This is a genomic window from Kitasatospora sp. NPDC033851 (genome assembly GCF_055576085.1).
Genome location: NZ_JBVIRL010000028.1, coordinates 78,340 through 93,396, shown reverse-complemented (window position 1 = coordinate 93,396; position 15,057 = coordinate 78,340). Strand labels below are relative to the sequence as shown.

Sequence of the window (15,057 nt, the reverse complement as noted above, 5' to 3'; positions counted from 1 at the left end):
CCGGTCATCACCGTCAAGCCGAACGCCGTCGGCCCGGAGGCCGCTCCGGCCGCCGGTGCGGTGGAGAACGTGTCGGTGGAGTTCACCGGCAACGCGGCCAAGGTCACCTCGCGCACCCCGCGCGTGTCCACCGGCCGTCCCGAGCTGACCGAGGCCGCGATCGTGGTCTCCGGCGGTCGCGGTGTCGGTGCCGCCGAGGGCTTCGGCGTGGTCGAGGAGCTCGCGGACGCGCTCGGCGCGGCCGTCGGCGCCTCGCGTGCCGCCGTCGACGCCGGCTGGTACCCGCACAGCAGCCAGGTCGGCCAGACCGGCAAGCAGGTCTCCCCGCAGCTGTACATCGCGGCCGGCATCTCGGGCGCCATCCAGCACCGGGCCGGCATGCAGACCTCGAAGACCATCGTGGCCGTCAACAAGGACCCCGAGGCCCCGATCTTCGAGCTGGTCGACTACGGCGTGGTCGGCGACCTCTTCCAGGTGCTGCCGCAGCTCACCGCCGAGGTGAAGGCCCGCAAGGCCTGATCCCGCGGAAAGGTTCGGAGGGCGTGGCGCCGGGTGCTCGGTGCCACGCCCTCTGTCGTCCCCGGAGCACGGCGGGCGGGGCCACGGCCCGTAGAGTCGGCGCGAACGTGTGACGTGCGGGCATGAGTCGACCTCATGCCGGGGGGCATGAGGTGAGCTCATGGCCTGAACGCGTGACGTGCGACGGCATGAGGTGAGTTCATGGCCCGAACGCGTGACGTGCAGGACGTGCGTGACGTGACGTGACGCGACAGCGTGGGACGAGGGCGAGGACGGTGGCATGGCACTGCTGACGGCACTTCAGGGCGGTTTCGGCGACGCGGCGGACGCGCTGCGGATCGACGGCAGGGCGTTCTCCCGGGAGGAATTGCTGGGCGCGGCGACCGCCGTCGCGGACCGGGTGGCCGGTGCCCCTGCGCTGGCGGTGCTCGCCCGGCCCACCGTCGAGACGGTCACCGCCGTGGTCGGCGGCCTGCTGGCGGGCGTTCCGGTGGTGCCGCTGCCGCCCGACTCGGGCCCCAAGGAGCGCGAGCACATCCTGCGGGACTCGGGTGCGGCGCTGCTCGCGCACGCCGTCGGGGAGGCGCTGCCCGAGGGCGGTTCGGTGACGGGCCTGCCGGTCGACCCCCTGCAGCGCTCCACCACCACCTACGCCGAGCCGGCTGCGGATTCGACCGGCTTCGTGCTCTACACCTCAGGCACCACCGGCGCGCCCAAGGGGGCGGTCATCCGGCGCGCGGCGATCGCCGCCGACCTGGACGCCCTGGCCGCTGCCTGGCAGTGGACCGCCGAGGACACCCTGGCCCACGGCCTGCCGCTGTTCCACGTGCACGGCCTGCTGCTCGGCGTGCTCGGCGCCCTGCGCACCGGCAGCCGGCTGGTGCACACCGGGCGGCCCACCCCGGCGGGGTACGCGGCGGCCGGCGGCAGCCTGTACTTCGGCGTGCCCACCGTCTGGTCCCGGCTGGCGGCGGACCCGGAGGCGGCGGCCCGGCTGGCCTCGGCCCGGCTGTTGGTCTCCGGCAGCGCACCGCTGCCCGTACCGGTGTTCGAGAAGCTGGCGGCGCTCACCGGGCACGCCCCGATCGAGCGGTACGGGATGACCGAGTCGCTGATCACCGTCAGCACCAGGGCGGACGGCGAGCGGCGCCCGGGCAGCGTGGGCCTGCCGCTGGAAGGGGTGCGCACCCGGCTGGTCGGCGAGGACGGCACGCCGGTGCCGTGCGACGGGGAGACCGTCGGTGAGCTGCAGGTCTCCGGTCCGACGCTGTTCAGCGGCTACCTCAACCGGCCGGACGCCGACGCCGAGGCGTGGACGGCGGACAGCTGGTTCCGCACCGGCGACGTCGCGGTGATCGGGGCGGACGGGTTCCACCGGATCGTCGGCCGGGCCTCGGTGGACCTGATCAAGAGCGGCGGCTACCGGATCGGCGCGGGCGAGGTGGAGGCCGCGCTGCGCGACCACCCGTCGGTCGCCGACGCGGCGGTGGTCGGCGTGCCGGACGAGGACCTCGGTCAGGCGATCGTCGCGTACGTCATCCCGGACGGTGCCGTGACGGGGGAACAGCTGACGGCGTTTGTGGCGGAGCGGCTCTCGGTGCACAAGCGGCCCCGCCGGGTTGTGCTGGTGCCCGAACTGCCCAGGAACGCACTGGGAAAGGTGCTGAAGAAGCAGTTGCTGGCGGAGGCCGGCGGCCGGTGATGAGGGGGCGTCGGACGCCTCCCCGGTGACGGGTGTTCACCCTGATGCGCCGTCGGTGCTGACCGCCCGTGACCCTCCCATTGGCGCACTCCACTGCGCGCCGTGAGCGGACGCGTGCCTACCGTGACGAGCAGGCAGAACTGAATCCCTGAGCGACACGCCGCGGCCTCCGGTCGCACGGCCGGAGGCCGCGGCACGTCGGGCGGGGATCTGCCGAGTCGTACGAACCGGTGTTGCCGGGGGCGTACGGCGGGTTCGAAGCAGTTCCGCAGCCGCCCGTCCGGCGGTAGTCCGCAGCGATTCGCGGCGATCCGCAGCGATTCGCTGAGATCCGCAGCAGTGAAGGAAGTCAGCAGGATGACCACCGTCAACACCGGCGCACCGGATGCCGCCGACGAACCGACCGCGCAGCAGGTTGCTGCCACCGCCCGTTCCTCCCGTCCGTCCCGGGCCGCGCGGCTGCGCCGGGGGATAGGCATGGTGGCCGTGATCGCGACCGGAGCGGGTGTGCTCGGCCTCGGCACCGGTGTGAGCCCCGCGGTTGCCGAGACCGCGCCGGCGCACGCCGGGTGGGACGGCTCGCGGTACTGGTTCAAGAACAGTCAGGGACAGTGGCGCTGGACCTCGCACTACAGCGTGTACGTGGCGCGGACCGGGGGCGGGACGCAATCCGCGGCCAAGTCCTCGAGCGGCACGAAGTCGAGCGGGGGGATCAAGCAGGGCTGGGACGGCTCGCGCTACTGGTTCCGCAACAGCAAGGGCGAGTGGCGCTGGACCTCGCACTACGACATCTACCTGGCGCGGACCGGGGGCGGCTCCTCCTCCGGCTCCTCGGGCTCGGGTTCGTCCGGCGGCTCGGTGGCCGCGAACCCGGACGTCGAGACCGCCGTGCAGTACGCGCTCGCCCAGCTGGGCAAGCCGTTCCTGACGGCGGGCAACGGGCCGAACGGGTACGACTGCTCGGGCCTGGTGCAGCAGTCCTTCAAGCGCGGCGGCATCAGCCTGCCGCGGGTCGCCAACGACCAGTACGAGGCGACCACGCCGATCACGGCGAGTCAGCTGCGCCGCGGTGACCTGCTGTTCTGGTCGCCGGACGGGACCGCGCGGGGCATCCAGCACGTGGCGATCTACCTGGGCAACAACCAGTACGTCGAGGCCGCGCGGCCGGGGACCAACATCAGGATCTCGGGGATCAGCAGCGGCTACTACCCGGCGTACATGGGGCGGCCGTAGCGCGGTCGCGGGTTCGCGGGTCCGCACGTCGGGGGCGCCTGATCGGGTCGGGCGCCCCCGACGTGCGCTGTACCGGGGGCGGTCGTTCGACGCGCGGTCAGAGGTCCGTCGGGCGGGGGAGGGCACCGCGGGCGCCGAGGGCGGTGACGGCGAAGGCCCCGGCGGCGACGGCGGTGGCGGTCGCGGCGGGAAGGTCGGTGCCGCGCGCGAGTTCTGCGGCGAGGGCGCCGCAGAAGACGTCGCCCGCTCCGGTGGTGTCGACCACCCGGACGGCGGGGGCGGACAGCCGGCTCAACCGTCCGTCCGCGGCGACCAGGGCGCCGTCGCCGCCGAGGGTGATCACGACGCCCTCGGCCTGGGCGGTGAGGGCCCGGGCGGCTTCGGTGACGTCGGCGGCCCCGGTGAGCTGGCGGGCCTCGACGGCATTGGCGACGACCAGCGGACGGCGCCCGGTCGGGCCGACGTCGGGCAGGGTTCCCGCGGGGGCGGTGTTGTGCAGCCAGCGGGTGGCGCCGGAGGGGCCGACGGGGGGCAGGGCGGCGGCGGTCGCGCGGATGCACGCCGCCGGGACCTCGTTGCTGGTGAGGACCACGTCGACGGGGAGCAGGCGGAGGCGCGCCAGGGCGGCGGTCACCTCGTCCGGGGTGAGGTGCGCGTTGGCGCCCGGGACGACGACGATGCTGTTCTCGCCGGAGGGGTCGACCAGGACGATCGCCTGACCGGTGGGCGCGTCGGGGTGCGTGAGCACGGCGCCCGTCTCGACCTCCGCGCCGTGCAGATCGGCGAGCGCCGCCTCGCCCTCGGCGTCGCGCCCGACCTTGGCGACCAGGTGCGTGGCCGCGCCCATCCGGGCCGCCGCCACCGCCTGGTTGGCGCCCTTGCCGCCGAAGCCCTGGGCGGCGGCGTCGGCGAGGACGGTCTCGCCGGGGGCGGGGAGCACGGGGCAGCGAAGGATCCGGTCGGTGTTGACCGATCCGATGACGACGACTCGGCCTACGGGCAGCAGCTTCATCGTTCCTCTGTACGTGCCGGGGCGCGGGCGTGGCAAGCCGGTGGGGCGAGCCGGTGGGGCGACCGGGGGGCGCCGGCTGGTGGGCGGGCCTGGGCAGGGTGTTGCCGGGGTGTGCGCGGCGGGCAGGCGCGCGTGGGACATCGGCCCGCCCGAGGTCCTGTGCGTGCGTGATGGTGAAGGGGTGCAATTTTGAGGTAGACCGGTCTGCGTACTTCCGGTTGCAGGCGGCTGGCCTGGGCACATGCCGCTGTCACGGGGCAGACCGGGGCACGCGAGCGGGCGCGACGAGGAGGCATGGGGAGCGGCGTGGCGCGGGTACCACCACGGGTGGCGCTGGTTCGGCTGACGGGGGCGCTGCCCGGTGCGAACGGCATCGGGGGAAGTCGAGGGGCAGGGGACGTTGTGATCGTCTGGGTCAATGGCACATTCGGGGCGGGCAAGACGAGTGCCTGCCGCGAGCTGGTGGAACTGCTGCCCGGGAGCGTGCTCTTCGATCCCGAGCTGGTGGGCTTCGGTCTGCGCCGGATGCTCCCGGCCGACCGGCTGGCGACGGTGTCCGACTTCCAGGACCTGGCGGCCTGGCGTCGGCTCGTCCCCGAGACGGCGGCCGCGCTGCTCGAGGAGGTCGGGGGCCCGCTGGTGGTCCCGATGACCCTGCTCAGAGAGGACTACCGGGACGAGATCTTCGGCGACCTCGCCTCCCACGGGATCGCGGTGCACCACTTCGTGCTGGACCCCGAAGAAACGATCCTGCGTGAGCGCATCGCCCATCGCGAGGAGTGCCCGGGCGACCCGGAGGCCAGCGAACGGGTCCGCACCTGGTGCCTCGAGCACCTGCCCCGCTACCGCGCCGCCCGCCGCTGGCTGGTCGGGGACGCCCGGATGCTCGACACCGGCGAGCTCACGCCCCGGGAGACCGCCCTCCGGATCGCCGAGCTGGTCCGGGTCGGCGCCGCCCGCTGCCCGATCGTCCAGAGCCCGGACCCGACCGGGGACACCGTGGCCTCCGCCGTCCTGCTCTTCGACGAGCAGGACCGCGTCCTGCTCGTCGACCCCGTCTACAAGCCCGACTGGGACTTCCCCGGCGGCGTGGTCGAGCGCGGCGAGGCCCCCACCGACGCCGCCCTGCGCGAGACCGCCGAAGAGCTGGGCCTGCGCCTCGACCCGTCCGGGCTGCGCCTGCTCGCCGTCGACTGGGAGCCGCGCACCGGCCCGCGCCGCGGCGGCCTGCGGCTGATGTACGACGGCGGTCTGCTGGACGCGGCGGGCCGCCAGAACCTGCTGCTGCAGCAGGAGGAGCTGCGCAGCTGGCGCTTCGTCACGCTGGACGAGGCCGCCGAACTGCTGCCCCCGAGCCGGTACCGGCGCCTGGCGGCCGCCCTGGACGCCCGGCGCAGTGGCGAGCTGCGGTACCTGGAGGCGGGGTGCCGGGTGGCCGTGGGGCTGGCGAGCGCGGCGGACGCGGCGTAGGCGGCGTAGGCGGCGTAGGCGGGCGGGCGGCCGCGGTGTAGCCGCAACACCGGGGTCGCCGGGCTGTCGGGGTCGCTGAGCTGTCGGGTTCGCCCGGCCACCGGGTTCGCCGGGCCGTCGGCGGGGGCGGGAGGATGGGGGCATGCCGTTCACGCTGAGCCACCCCGCCGCCGTCCTGCCCCTGCTGCGCCGCGCCGGGGTGCGTGGGCCGTTGGTCGCGTCGGCGCTGGTCGCCGGGTCGATGGCGCCAGACGTGCCGTTCTTCGCCGAGTCCCTGCTGCCCGGGGTGTACGCCCACGGTGGGCTGACGCACAGCTGGTGGGCGGTGCCGACGCTGGACGTGGCGATCGCCGGCGCGCTGGTGGCCGGCTGGCACGGGCTGCTGCGCGGACCGCTGGTCGCGCTGCTGCCCGAGCGGTGGGCCGGTGGTGCCGAGGCGCTGACGGTCCGGCGGTCCGGCACGGGTGCGGAGGCCGGGGCGGTCTGGTTCGCGGCGTCCGCGGCGATCGGCGCGGCCACCCACGTCGGCTGGGACGCGTTCACGCACGGCGGGCGGCTGGGCGTCCGGCTGCTGCCCGTACTGGACCGGTCGCTGGCCGGGGTGCCGATGTACGAGGCGCTGCAGTACGGCAGTTCGGCGCTCGCGCTGGCGGCGATGGGGGGTTGGGCGGCGCGCGCGGTGCGGGCGGTCGAGCCGGTGCGGCCGGCCGTCGGGCTCGCGCCCCGGACGCGGCGGGCCGCCGTCGCGGTGCTGGGCGCGGCGACGGCGGCCGGGGTGCTGCACCGGCTCAGCCCGCTGAAGCGCAACCTGGTGCCGGAGGTCTGCTTCGGGGCCGGGGCCGGGCTCGCGGTGGGCGCCGTCGGGTACGCGGCGGTGGTGGCGGCCGCCCGCCGGTTGCGCGGCGGGCGGCCCGGACCGGGGGCCGCGAGCGGCAGCCCCCGGCCCGACGTCCGTCAGACGGAGCGCAGTTCGGCGTAGCGGCGGAGGAAGAGGGCCTCGGTGAGGGCCATCCGCTCCAGTTCCTGCGGGTCGAGGCTCTCGTTGACCGCGTGGATCTGGGCGGTCGGCTCCTCGACGCCGATCAGCACGATCTCGGCCTGCGGGTAGAGCGTGCGCAGCGTGTTGCAGAGCGGGATCGAGCCGCCCTGGCCGGAGGCGACCATCCCGGTGCCGAAGGCCTCGGTCATGGCCTCGCCCATCGCCTCGTACGCCGGGCCGCTGGTGTCGGCGCGGAACGGGGCGCCGGAGCCATGGCGCTGGACGGTGAGCCGGGCACCGAGCGGGACCTTCGCCTCCAGGTGGGCCACCAGCGCGTCCTGGGCGGCGGAGGCGTCCATGCCCGGCGGGACGCGCACGCTGATCAGGGCCTTGGCGGCGGCCTGGACGGAGGAGGTCGCGCCGATCACCGGCGGGGCGTCGATGCCGAGGACGGTGACGGCCGGGCGGGCCCAGAGGCGGTCACCGATGCTGCCGGTGCCGGTCAGGGCGACGCCGTCGAGCACCTTGGCGTCGGCGCGGAACTGCTCCTCCGGGTACTGCACGCCCTCCCAGGTCTGGTCGGTGTTCAGTCCGGCGACCGAGACGTCGCCGTTCTCGTCGTGCAGCGACGCGAGGATCCGGACCAGGGACTGCAGCGCGTCCGGGGCGGCGCCGCCGAACGCACCGGAGTGCAGGTTGCCGGCCAGGGTGGTGACCGAGGCCTCGACCACCGTCATGCCACGCAGCGAGGCGGTCACCGTGGGCAGGCCCGCGGCGAAGTTGCCGGTGTCGCCGATGACGATGGCGTCGGCGGTGAGCAGCTCGGGGTGCGCCTCGGCGTAGCGCTCCAGGCCGCCGGTGCCCTGCTCCTCCGAGCCCTCCACGATGATCTTCAGACCGACCGGATAACCGTCCCCGTACACCTGGCGCAGCGCCCGCAGGGCGGTCAGGTGCATCAGGATGTTGCCCTTGCAGTCGGCGGCGCCGCGCCCGTACCAGCGGCCGTCACGCTCGGTCAGTTCGAAGGCGGGGCTGAGCCAGGCGTCCTCGTCGAGCGGGGGCTGGACGTCGTAGTGCGAGTAGAGCAGGACGGTCGGCGCGCCCTCGGGGCCGGGCAGCTCGGCGTAGACGGACTGGGTGCCGTCCGGTGTGTCGAGCAGCCGGACGTTGGTCAGGCCCTCGGCGGCGAAGGCGTCGGCGACCCAGCGCGCGGCCTTCTCGCACTCCTCGACCGGGAACTGGCGCGGGTCGGCGACCGACGGGAAGGCGACCAGCTCGGCGAGGTCGGTGCGGGCACGGTCCATCAGGGACCGGACGGCGTCGGCCAGGGGCTGTGACATCGGGGCTCCGAAGGGATGGGTCCGCCCGCGGGGTACTGCGGGCGGAGGGGGCTGTTGGGGTACCGCCGATCATAGGGGGAGCGGAATCGGGGCCCCGGGGGCCGGGCGCCCGACCGGCCGGGTGCTCGGCCCCCGGGACGGCGGATGGGGGCGGAACCGTGCGGCGGGCTTCGGGTGGCGCGGCGTCCGGCGGGGCGGGCGGACGCATAGGATTGCTCGACGTGACTGACTCCGGAAGCTCCGATTCCCGTAGCGAACTCGACAGCCCGCTCGACAGCCCGCACGACGCGACGGCCACGCCGCACGACGGGACGGCCGCTCCGCTCGACGACGCGGCCTCGCCGCCGGACGGCGTCTGGGACGTCGTGGTGGTCGGCGCCGGACCGGCGGGCGCCTCGGCCGCGCACGCCGCCGCCGTCCAGGGCCGCCGCGTGCTGCTGCTCGACAAGGCCGAGCACCCCCGCTACAAGACCTGTGGCGGCGGCATCATCGGCCCCTCCCGGGACAGCCTGCCGCCGGACTTCCGGCTGCCGCTGCAGGACCGGGTGTACGCCGTCACCTTCGCGTACGACGGGCGGTTCACCCGGACGCGGCGTTCCCAGCGGATGCTGTTCGGCCTGGTCAACCGGGACGAGTTCGACCTGCGCCTGGTTCAGGCGGCCAAGGCGGCCGGGGCGGTGCTGGTCACCGGAGTGACCGTCACCGGTGTCGAGCAGCGCGGCGGCGAGCACCGGACCGCGCTGGTGACGGCGGCCGACGGGCGCACGTTCGAGGCCCGCGCGGTGGTCGGCGCGGACGGAAGCGCGAGCCGGATCGCCCGGCACGTCGGCGTCACCTTCGACCAGATCGACCTCGGCCTGGAGGCGGAGATCCCGGTGCCCCCGCAGGTCGCCGCCGACTGGGCGGGCCGGATCCACCTCGACTGGGGCCCGCTGACCGGCAGTTACGGCTGGGTGTTCCCGAAGACCGAGACCAGCAGCCTGACCGTCGGCGTCATCTCGGCGCGCGGCGACGGCGAGCGGACCAAGCAGTACCTCGCCGACTACATCCGGCGGCTGGGCCTGTCCGGCTTCACCCCCAGGGTCGAATCCGGGCACCTGACCCGCTGCCGGGCCGAGGACTCGCCGCTCTCCCGCGGCCGGGTGCTGGTCGCCGGCGACGCGGCCGGACTGCTGGAACCGTGGACCCGCGAGGGCATCTCGTACGCGCTGCGCTCGGGCCGACTGGCCGGCGAGTGGGCGGTGAAGGTCGCCGAGGCGGGCAACGCGGCTGCGGTGCGGCGCGAGGCGCTGAACTACGCCTTCGCCATCAAGGCCGGGCTGGGAGTGGAGATGCGCGCGGGCAAGCAGCTGCTGGGCGCCTTCGAGCGGCGGCCGTACCTGTTCCACGCGGCGGTCTGCCTGGTGCCGGCGGCCTGGCGGGCCTTCGCCCGGACCACCCAGGGGCACACCACCTTCTCCCAGGTGCTGCGGCAGTACCGGGCGGCGCGGAAGCTGACGTCCATGGCGTCGCGTTAGGGCCGTCGGGCCGTCGGGCCGTCGGGCCGTCGGGCCGTCGGGTTGTAGGGCGGTCGGGTTGTAGGGCCGTCGGGTCGTTGGGCCGATGTGGGGCCGGTGCTCCTCCCGGGTGGAGGGGCGCCGGCCCCGTTTGCCTTGCATGGTGGGCTAGTTGTTCCGACTGGTGAGCCTCGGGGCGGGCGTGTGGGCGGGCGTCCGGGCGGGCGTGCGGGTCACTTCAGCCCGGTGTCGAGGGCGGTCATGAGCGTGCCGGACGGGGTGTCGCCGGACATCTCCCAGATCATGCCGCCGAGCAGGTTCTTCGACTTGAGGTAGGCCGTCTTCCGGGCGATCGACCAGGCGTCGTCGAAGGTCCACCACTGGCCGCCGGCTCCCGTGTAGCCGTACGTCGCCATGGACTTGGGATCGTGGTAGACGGTGAGGCCGGAGACGCTGGTGATCAGGTTGTGGTACCCGCGCGTGCCGGCCTCCTCGGCGAACTGGCCCGGTGCGGCGCCGCCCGCGGACTGCCAGACCCCCTTCGCACCGCCGTCCGCCACGCCCTGCCAGCCGCGCCCGTAGAACGGGAAGCCGATGGTGAGCTTGCGCGGGTTGACCCCGGCGCCGAGGTAGGTCCGGACGGCCGCGTCCACGCTGAAGTGGACGTCGTACGGGTCGTTCGGGTCCTGGTAGAGGTTGGCCTGGTGGCCCGTGCGGTTGGGCTCCCAGGAGTTGTCGCTGCCCGAGCCGTGGAAGTCGTAGCCCTGGACGTTGGCGATGTCCAGTGAGCCGAAGATCCTGCTCAGGTCCCAGCCCGCGGCGACCTTCGCCGGGTCGGCCGGGGTGAAGGCGGTGAGCAGCTTGTGCGAGCCGCCCGACGCGTCGAGCTGCTTGCGGAATTCGGCCAGCAGCAGGGTCAGGTTGGCCTTGTCGTCGGCGCTCCAGTGGTTGCCGGCGTGGCCGTCGCCGGAGCCGGGCCACTCCCAGTCGAGGTCGATGCCGTCGAAGATCCCGGCCGCCACGCCGTCACCGCCGGCGCCGTTGTAGACCGGCAGGTTGCCCTTGATCCAGGTGTCGACGCAGGACTTGACGAACTTCTGGCGGGAGGCGTCGGTGGCGGCGACGTCCGAGAAGTACTTGGAGTAGGTCCAGCCGCCGAGCGAGACGACCACCTTCAGGTTCGGGTACTTGGCCTTGAGCGTCTTCAACTGGTTGAAGTTGCCGCGGAGTTTGCCCCAGCCGTCGTCGGCCACGCCGTCCACCGACTGGTCGGCGCTCATCGGTCGGGCGTAGTCGGCGTCGGCGTCACCGGCTCCGGTGCCCTGGTCCGGGTCCTGCGGGTTGGCGGTGGTGCCCTTGGTGACACCCGAGAGACAGGTCAGGTTGACCGGATCGATGTTCTCGAAGGCGTAGTTGATGACGTCGAGCTTGGCGGCGCTGCCCGAGGTGTCGAGGTTCTTGGCGAAGTACTGGCGGCCGTAGATGCCCCACTGGACGAAGTAGCCGACCCGGGCGTACTTCCCGGCGCCGACCAGGTCCGAGGTGGTGGCGGTGAGCGGGGCGGAGGCGGGCGAGACGTTGTCGGCGGCGTCGCGGGCCTTCACGGTGAAGGTGTAGGTGGTGGACGGCGAGAGGCTGCCGACGGTCGCGGTCAGCGTCTTGCCGGTGACCGTCGCCACCGGGGTGCCGCCCTGGTAGACGTCGTACGCGGCGACCCGGACGTTGTCGGCCGCGGCGTTCCAGGCGAGCGTCACGTCCGTCGAACTGACAGCCGTGGTGCGGAGGTTGGTGGGCGCGGTGGGCGGGACGGGGTCGGTGGACGGGTCGAAGGTGGCGCCGGTGACGGGCGCGCTGAGCGGGCCGGTGTTGCCGCGGCTGTCCTTGGCGCGGACGGTCAGGGTGTAGGAGGTGGCCGCGGTGAGACCGGTGACCAGGGCGCCGGTGGTCGGGCCGGAGGCGAGGACGGTGCTGCCGTTCAGCACGTCGTACGAGGCGACCGGGAAGTCCCCGCCGGTGGCGGCCGGCCAGCTCAGGGCCAGCGTGTGCGCGGTGGACTCGCTGACCGTCGGGGCGCCCGGGGCGGACGGCGGGACGTCCGGGGTGCCGTCGCACTTGTCGCCGTTGATACGGCAGTTGAGCGGGGTGGAGGCCGGGCCGCTACCGACGAACCAGAAGCTGTACGGCTCGGTGGTGCTGTGGGCGTTGACGGTGGAGTTGTAGAACGCGGCGGTCGCGGTGACGTGCCGTCCGTTGACGGTGGCGGTGCCGTTGTAGCTGTTGCCGATGGTGACGCCCGCCGGGAGGTCGAACTCGAGGGTCCAGCCGGACACGGCGGTCGCGTTGTCGTTGTGGACGATGTAGGTGCCCTGCCACCAGGAGCCGTTGTCGGCGGTGGTGAAGGTGGCGGTGAGCTTTCCGGCGGCGTTCGCCGGGGCGGCCAGCACGGTGAGCGTGGCGAGGGGGAGGAGCAGGACGCTGAGCAGTGCGAGCAGTCTGCTGCGCACGCGTGGGCGTCCGGCCCGGGATCGAGCGGACATGGTTCTCCCTGCGACTGTGGGGGTTGGAACAGGGTGATGTAGAACCGGGGGTGATACGTGTGCGATCGGTGCCTGTGCCGTGGGGGGCGGTGGCATGGGCACTGTAGGAGGACTGGACCAATGCGTCAACAGGTCTGTACCACTGGGTGGCGGGCGGATGACAGAGTTCAATATCTGTTATCTGTTTGCTGTCGCCTGCTATCCGTCGTCCGTCGGCTGTTATCTGTTCGCCCCTGTCAGCTGGTCCCCGAGCGGGCTGCGCCGATACAGCACCGAGCGGCCGTGCCGGGCCCGGGTGACCAGGCCGGTGGCGGCAAGGACCGACAGGTGCTGGCTGACCGCGCCAGGAGTGACGCCGAGGCGGTAGGCGAGCTCGGTGGTGGAGGCGGGCTCGGCGAGCATGGTCAGCAGTCGCGCCTTCGGGGCGCCGACCAGAGCCTCCACGGCCTGCGGCGCCACCGGCGCGCCCTGGCCGGCCATGCCCGCCTGCCCGCGCGCCGGGTAACTGATCTGTGGCGCACGGTCGTTGCTGATCATCGTGATCGCGCCACGAACGAAGAAGGTCGGGCAGAGCACGAGGCCACGCCCGTCCACGGGGGTCTCCACGTCCCCGTCCGCCCAGTCCCGGCTGATCGACAGCACGCCGTTCGCCCAGTGGAGCCGGTGGTCCAGGTCGGCGAAGAGGGCCGCCGCGCCGTGGCGGGCGAGCAACCGGGCGCGGTGGACCAGATCGGCCTCCAGTACCACGCGGGCATGCGGCCACCAGGTGGGCGCGAGACATACCTCCCAGTACTCCTCCAGCGCGTCGGCGATCCGCGCCAACAGCCGCTCCGGGGCGGCCAGTCCGGCGGAGAGCTCGGCGGGCAGCGGCCGGCCGTGCGAGCGGAAGGTCTGTTCCAGTTCGGCGCGCAACTGTTCCGGCGGAAACGCGCGGACGACGGCGAGCTCGGAGCGGAAGTCGGGGGAGGGGGAGGACGGGCGGGGCGTCAGGAAGTCCGGGACGAAGCGGTTCTCGGCGACGAGCGAGAGCAGTAGCCGGGAGTCAAGCCGTTCGAAGGCGGGCCTGAGCTGTTCGAAGGTCCGGGTCTGGAGGTGGTAGACGCCTGGGTGGGTCCACATCCGCAGGCTGAGCACGGCCTCGTGGATCGGGGAGGCGGCGAACCAGGTGGTGGCGAGGTCGGCCAGACGGAGGGTGAACCGGTGCACGAGGGCAGTGTCCTTCTCTTCGGCCTTGGCCGGGGGTGGGGAGTCCGGCTTCGGATTTAGCCAGAGCCTAAAGGAGTACCGAGACCGCGTCGGCGGCGGTGGGATCGTCACATGACCACCCCGACGGCGGAGTCCTCCGCACCTTCCCCGGCCGTGCCGGAAAGCCCCGGTGCCACCGGAGCCGTCGCCGCTGTGCGGCGGCGCCTGCACCCCGACCCGACGGTCCGTCGACTGGCCGGGATCACCCTCGTCAACACGCTGGGCAACGGACTCTCCCTTTCCGTCGCGGTGCTGTTCTTCACCCGGGTGCTCGGTCTGAGCGCCGCCCAGCTGGGCCTCGGGATGACCGCCGCCGGCCTGTGCGGGGTCGCCGCGAGCGTGCCGGCCGGCCGGGCCGCCGACCGCTGGGGCGCCCGGCGGGTGCTGGTGGTGCTGGTGTCGGCGCAGGCGGTCGGCACCGCCGGGTACGCGCTGGTACACAGCTACCCGGCCTTCGTGGCACTGGCCTGCCTGGTCTCCGCCGTCGACCGGGGCTCCGCCGCCGCACGGAACGCGCTCTACGCCCAGGTGCTGCCCGCCGACCGTCGGGTGGCGGGCCGGGCGCACCTGCGGGTGGTGACCAACATCGGGATCTGCCTGGGTACGGGCCTCGGTGCGATCGCACTGCAGGTCGACACCCGGCCGGTCTACCTGACGGCGATCCTGGCCGATGCCGCCTCCTTCGTGGCCGTTGCCGTGCTGTTCCACCGCCTCGTGGTTCCGCAGCGTCCGCGGGTGGCCGAAGCACCGGTGGCCGAAGGGCCGATGGTCGAAGGGCCGGTGGTCGGGGCGTCGGCGGCCGAAACGTCGGTGGTCGGATCGTCGGCATCCGACCCGTCGGCGAAGACCGGCATCCCGGACCCGTCGGACCCCTCGGCCAAGGGCGTCAAGCAGGGCCGACAGCGGAACCCGGCGCTGCGGGACGGCCCGTTCCTGGCCGTGACGGCGCTGAACGCCCTGCTCTGCCTGCAGTTCGCCGTTCTGGAGGTCGGCGTGCCGCTCTGGATCGTCCAGGAGACCGACGCGCCGCGGATCACCGTCGCGGGCACCCTGATCGTCAACACCCTGCTGGTGATCACCCTGCAGGTACGGGCCACCCGGGGCACCGAGGAGCGGACGGGGGCCGCCCGGGCCTGCGGGCGCGCCGGACTGGTGCTCGCCGCCTCCTGCCTGGTCGTCTCCCTGGCGCACGGCCTGCCCGGGATCGCCGCGGCCGTGGTGGTGCTGGGCGGGATCGCGCTGCAGTCGCTCGGAGAGGTGGTCGCCCAGGCGGGCGGCTGGGCACTCAGCTACGACCTCGCGGGCGAGCGCGACCACGGCGCCTACCAGGGCGTGTTCAACGCGGGCATGGCGGCGGCGATGATGGCCGGTCCGGCGCTGGTCAGCACCCTGGTGATCGGGTACGGCATGGTCGGCTGGGTCGTCCTGGGCGCGGTGCTGGCGGCGGCCGGCCTGGCGATGCGCCCCGCCGTCCGGTGGGCCGGTCGGCGGGACGCGAGGCTCGGGGCCGCGTGAGACCCGGCG

The 15,057-nt window shown here is 73.8% G+C and carries 11 protein-coding genes; 7 read left to right on the top strand and 4 right to left on the bottom strand.

All coding sequences use genetic code 11. The features are described 5' to 3' along the window. The 3 genes from ACZ51D_RS35935 to ACZ51D_RS35925 form a co-directional block, all read left to right on the top strand. On the top strand, positions 1 to 519 hold a 519-nt coding region (locus ACZ51D_RS35935), incomplete at its 5' end, for an electron transfer flavoprotein subunit alpha/FixB family protein (protein WP_465626474.1). 280 nt (positions 520 to 799) lie between these two features. Beyond that, a complete protein-coding gene (locus tag ACZ51D_RS35930) occupies positions 800 to 2,221 on the top strand; it encodes an acyl-CoA synthetase (RefSeq protein WP_465664658.1) in 1,422 nt (473 codons plus the stop codon). 357 nt (positions 2,222 to 2,578) lie between these two features. Further along, entirely contained in the window at positions 2,579 to 3,454 is an 876-nt protein-coding gene (locus ACZ51D_RS35925; RefSeq protein ID WP_360509810.1) for a C40 family peptidase, read from the top strand. Between the two features lie 97 nt (positions 3,455 to 3,551). Here the strand turns inward: ACZ51D_RS35925 and ACZ51D_RS35920 are convergent, their stop codons facing one another. Further along, a complete protein-coding gene (locus tag ACZ51D_RS35920) occupies positions 3,552 to 4,466 on the bottom strand; it encodes a PfkB family carbohydrate kinase (protein WP_465664657.1) in 915 nt (304 codons plus the stop codon). Between the two features lie 402 nt (positions 4,467 to 4,868). Here ACZ51D_RS35920 and ACZ51D_RS35915 point away from each other — a divergent pair, with 402 nt between their 5' ends. After that, complete coding sequence (locus ACZ51D_RS35915) at positions 4,869 to 5,936, top strand: NUDIX hydrolase (protein WP_465626480.1); 1,068 nt, start codon at positions 4,869 to 4,871, stop codon at positions 5,934 to 5,936. 142 nt (positions 5,937 to 6,078) lie between these two features. Further along, positions 6,079 to 6,915: a DUF4184 family protein gene (locus ACZ51D_RS35910; protein ID WP_465626482.1), complete on the top strand. Its 837-nt coding sequence runs from the start codon at positions 6,079 to 6,081 to the stop codon at positions 6,913 to 6,915. Here ACZ51D_RS35910 and ACZ51D_RS35905 read toward each other — a convergent pair. Then, positions 6,891 to 8,255 carry a M20/M25/M40 family metallo-hydrolase gene (locus ACZ51D_RS35905; RefSeq protein ID WP_465664656.1) on the bottom strand — a complete coding sequence of 455 codons (1,365 nt, stop codon included), beginning with the start codon at positions 8,253 to 8,255 and terminating at the stop codon, positions 6,891 to 6,893. The genes ACZ51D_RS35910 and ACZ51D_RS35905 overlap by 25 nt on opposite strands. A 221-nt stretch (positions 8,256 to 8,476) precedes the next feature. On the opposite strand from ACZ51D_RS35905, the gene ACZ51D_RS35900 reads away from it, so the two are divergent. Further along, positions 8,477 to 9,772 carry a geranylgeranyl reductase family protein gene (locus ACZ51D_RS35900; RefSeq protein WP_465664655.1) on the top strand — a complete coding sequence of 432 codons (1,296 nt, stop codon included), beginning with the start codon at positions 8,477 to 8,479 and terminating at the stop codon, positions 9,770 to 9,772. A 212-nt stretch (positions 9,773 to 9,984) separates the two neighbouring features. Here ACZ51D_RS35900 and ACZ51D_RS35895 read toward each other — a convergent pair whose 3' ends face one another. Both ACZ51D_RS35895 and ACZ51D_RS35890 read right to left on the bottom strand, forming a co-directional pair. Next, positions 9,985 to 12,288 (bottom strand): glycosyl hydrolase family 18 protein, encoded by a 2,304-nt coding sequence (locus ACZ51D_RS35895; RefSeq protein ID WP_465664654.1) that lies wholly within the window; start codon positions 12,286 to 12,288, stop codon positions 9,985 to 9,987. 219 nt (positions 12,289 to 12,507) lie between these two features. After that, positions 12,508 to 13,494 (bottom strand): ArsR/SmtB family transcription factor, encoded by a 987-nt coding sequence (locus ACZ51D_RS35890; RefSeq protein ID WP_465664653.1) that lies wholly within the window; start codon positions 13,492 to 13,494, stop codon positions 12,508 to 12,510. Between the two features lie 111 nt (positions 13,495 to 13,605). Here ACZ51D_RS35890 and ACZ51D_RS35885 point away from each other — a divergent pair, with 111 nt between their 5' ends. Next, positions 13,606 to 15,048: an MFS transporter gene (locus tag ACZ51D_RS35885; RefSeq protein ID WP_465664652.1), complete on the top strand. Its 1,443-nt coding sequence runs from the start codon at positions 13,606 to 13,608 to the stop codon at positions 15,046 to 15,048. Positions 15,049 to 15,057: the final 9 nt, after the last annotated feature.

Coding starts and splice junctions, on each gene's coding strand:
- ACZ51D_RS35895 (WP_465664654.1), bottom strand. CDS start 12,288: ATGTCCGCTCGATCCCGGGCCGGACGCCCACGCGTGCGCAGCAGACTG.
- ACZ51D_RS35910 (WP_465626482.1), top strand. CDS start 6,079: ATGCCGTTCACGCTGAGCCACCCCGCCGCCGTCCTGCCCCTGCTGCGC.
- ACZ51D_RS35930 (WP_465664658.1), top strand. CDS start 800: ATGGCACTGCTGACGGCACTTCAGGGCGGTTTCGGCGACGCGGCGGAC.
- ACZ51D_RS35920 (WP_465664657.1), bottom strand. CDS start 4,466: ATGAAGCTGCTGCCCGTAGGCCGAGTCGTCGTCATCGGATCGGTCAAC.
- ACZ51D_RS35925 (WP_360509810.1), top strand. CDS start 2,579: ATGACCACCGTCAACACCGGCGCACCGGATGCCGCCGACGAACCGACC.
- ACZ51D_RS35885 (WP_465664652.1), top strand. CDS start 13,606: ATGACCACCCCGACGGCGGAGTCCTCCGCACCTTCCCCGGCCGTGCCG.
- ACZ51D_RS35905 (WP_465664656.1), bottom strand. CDS start 8,255: ATGTCACAGCCCCTGGCCGACGCCGTCCGGTCCCTGATGGACCGTGCC.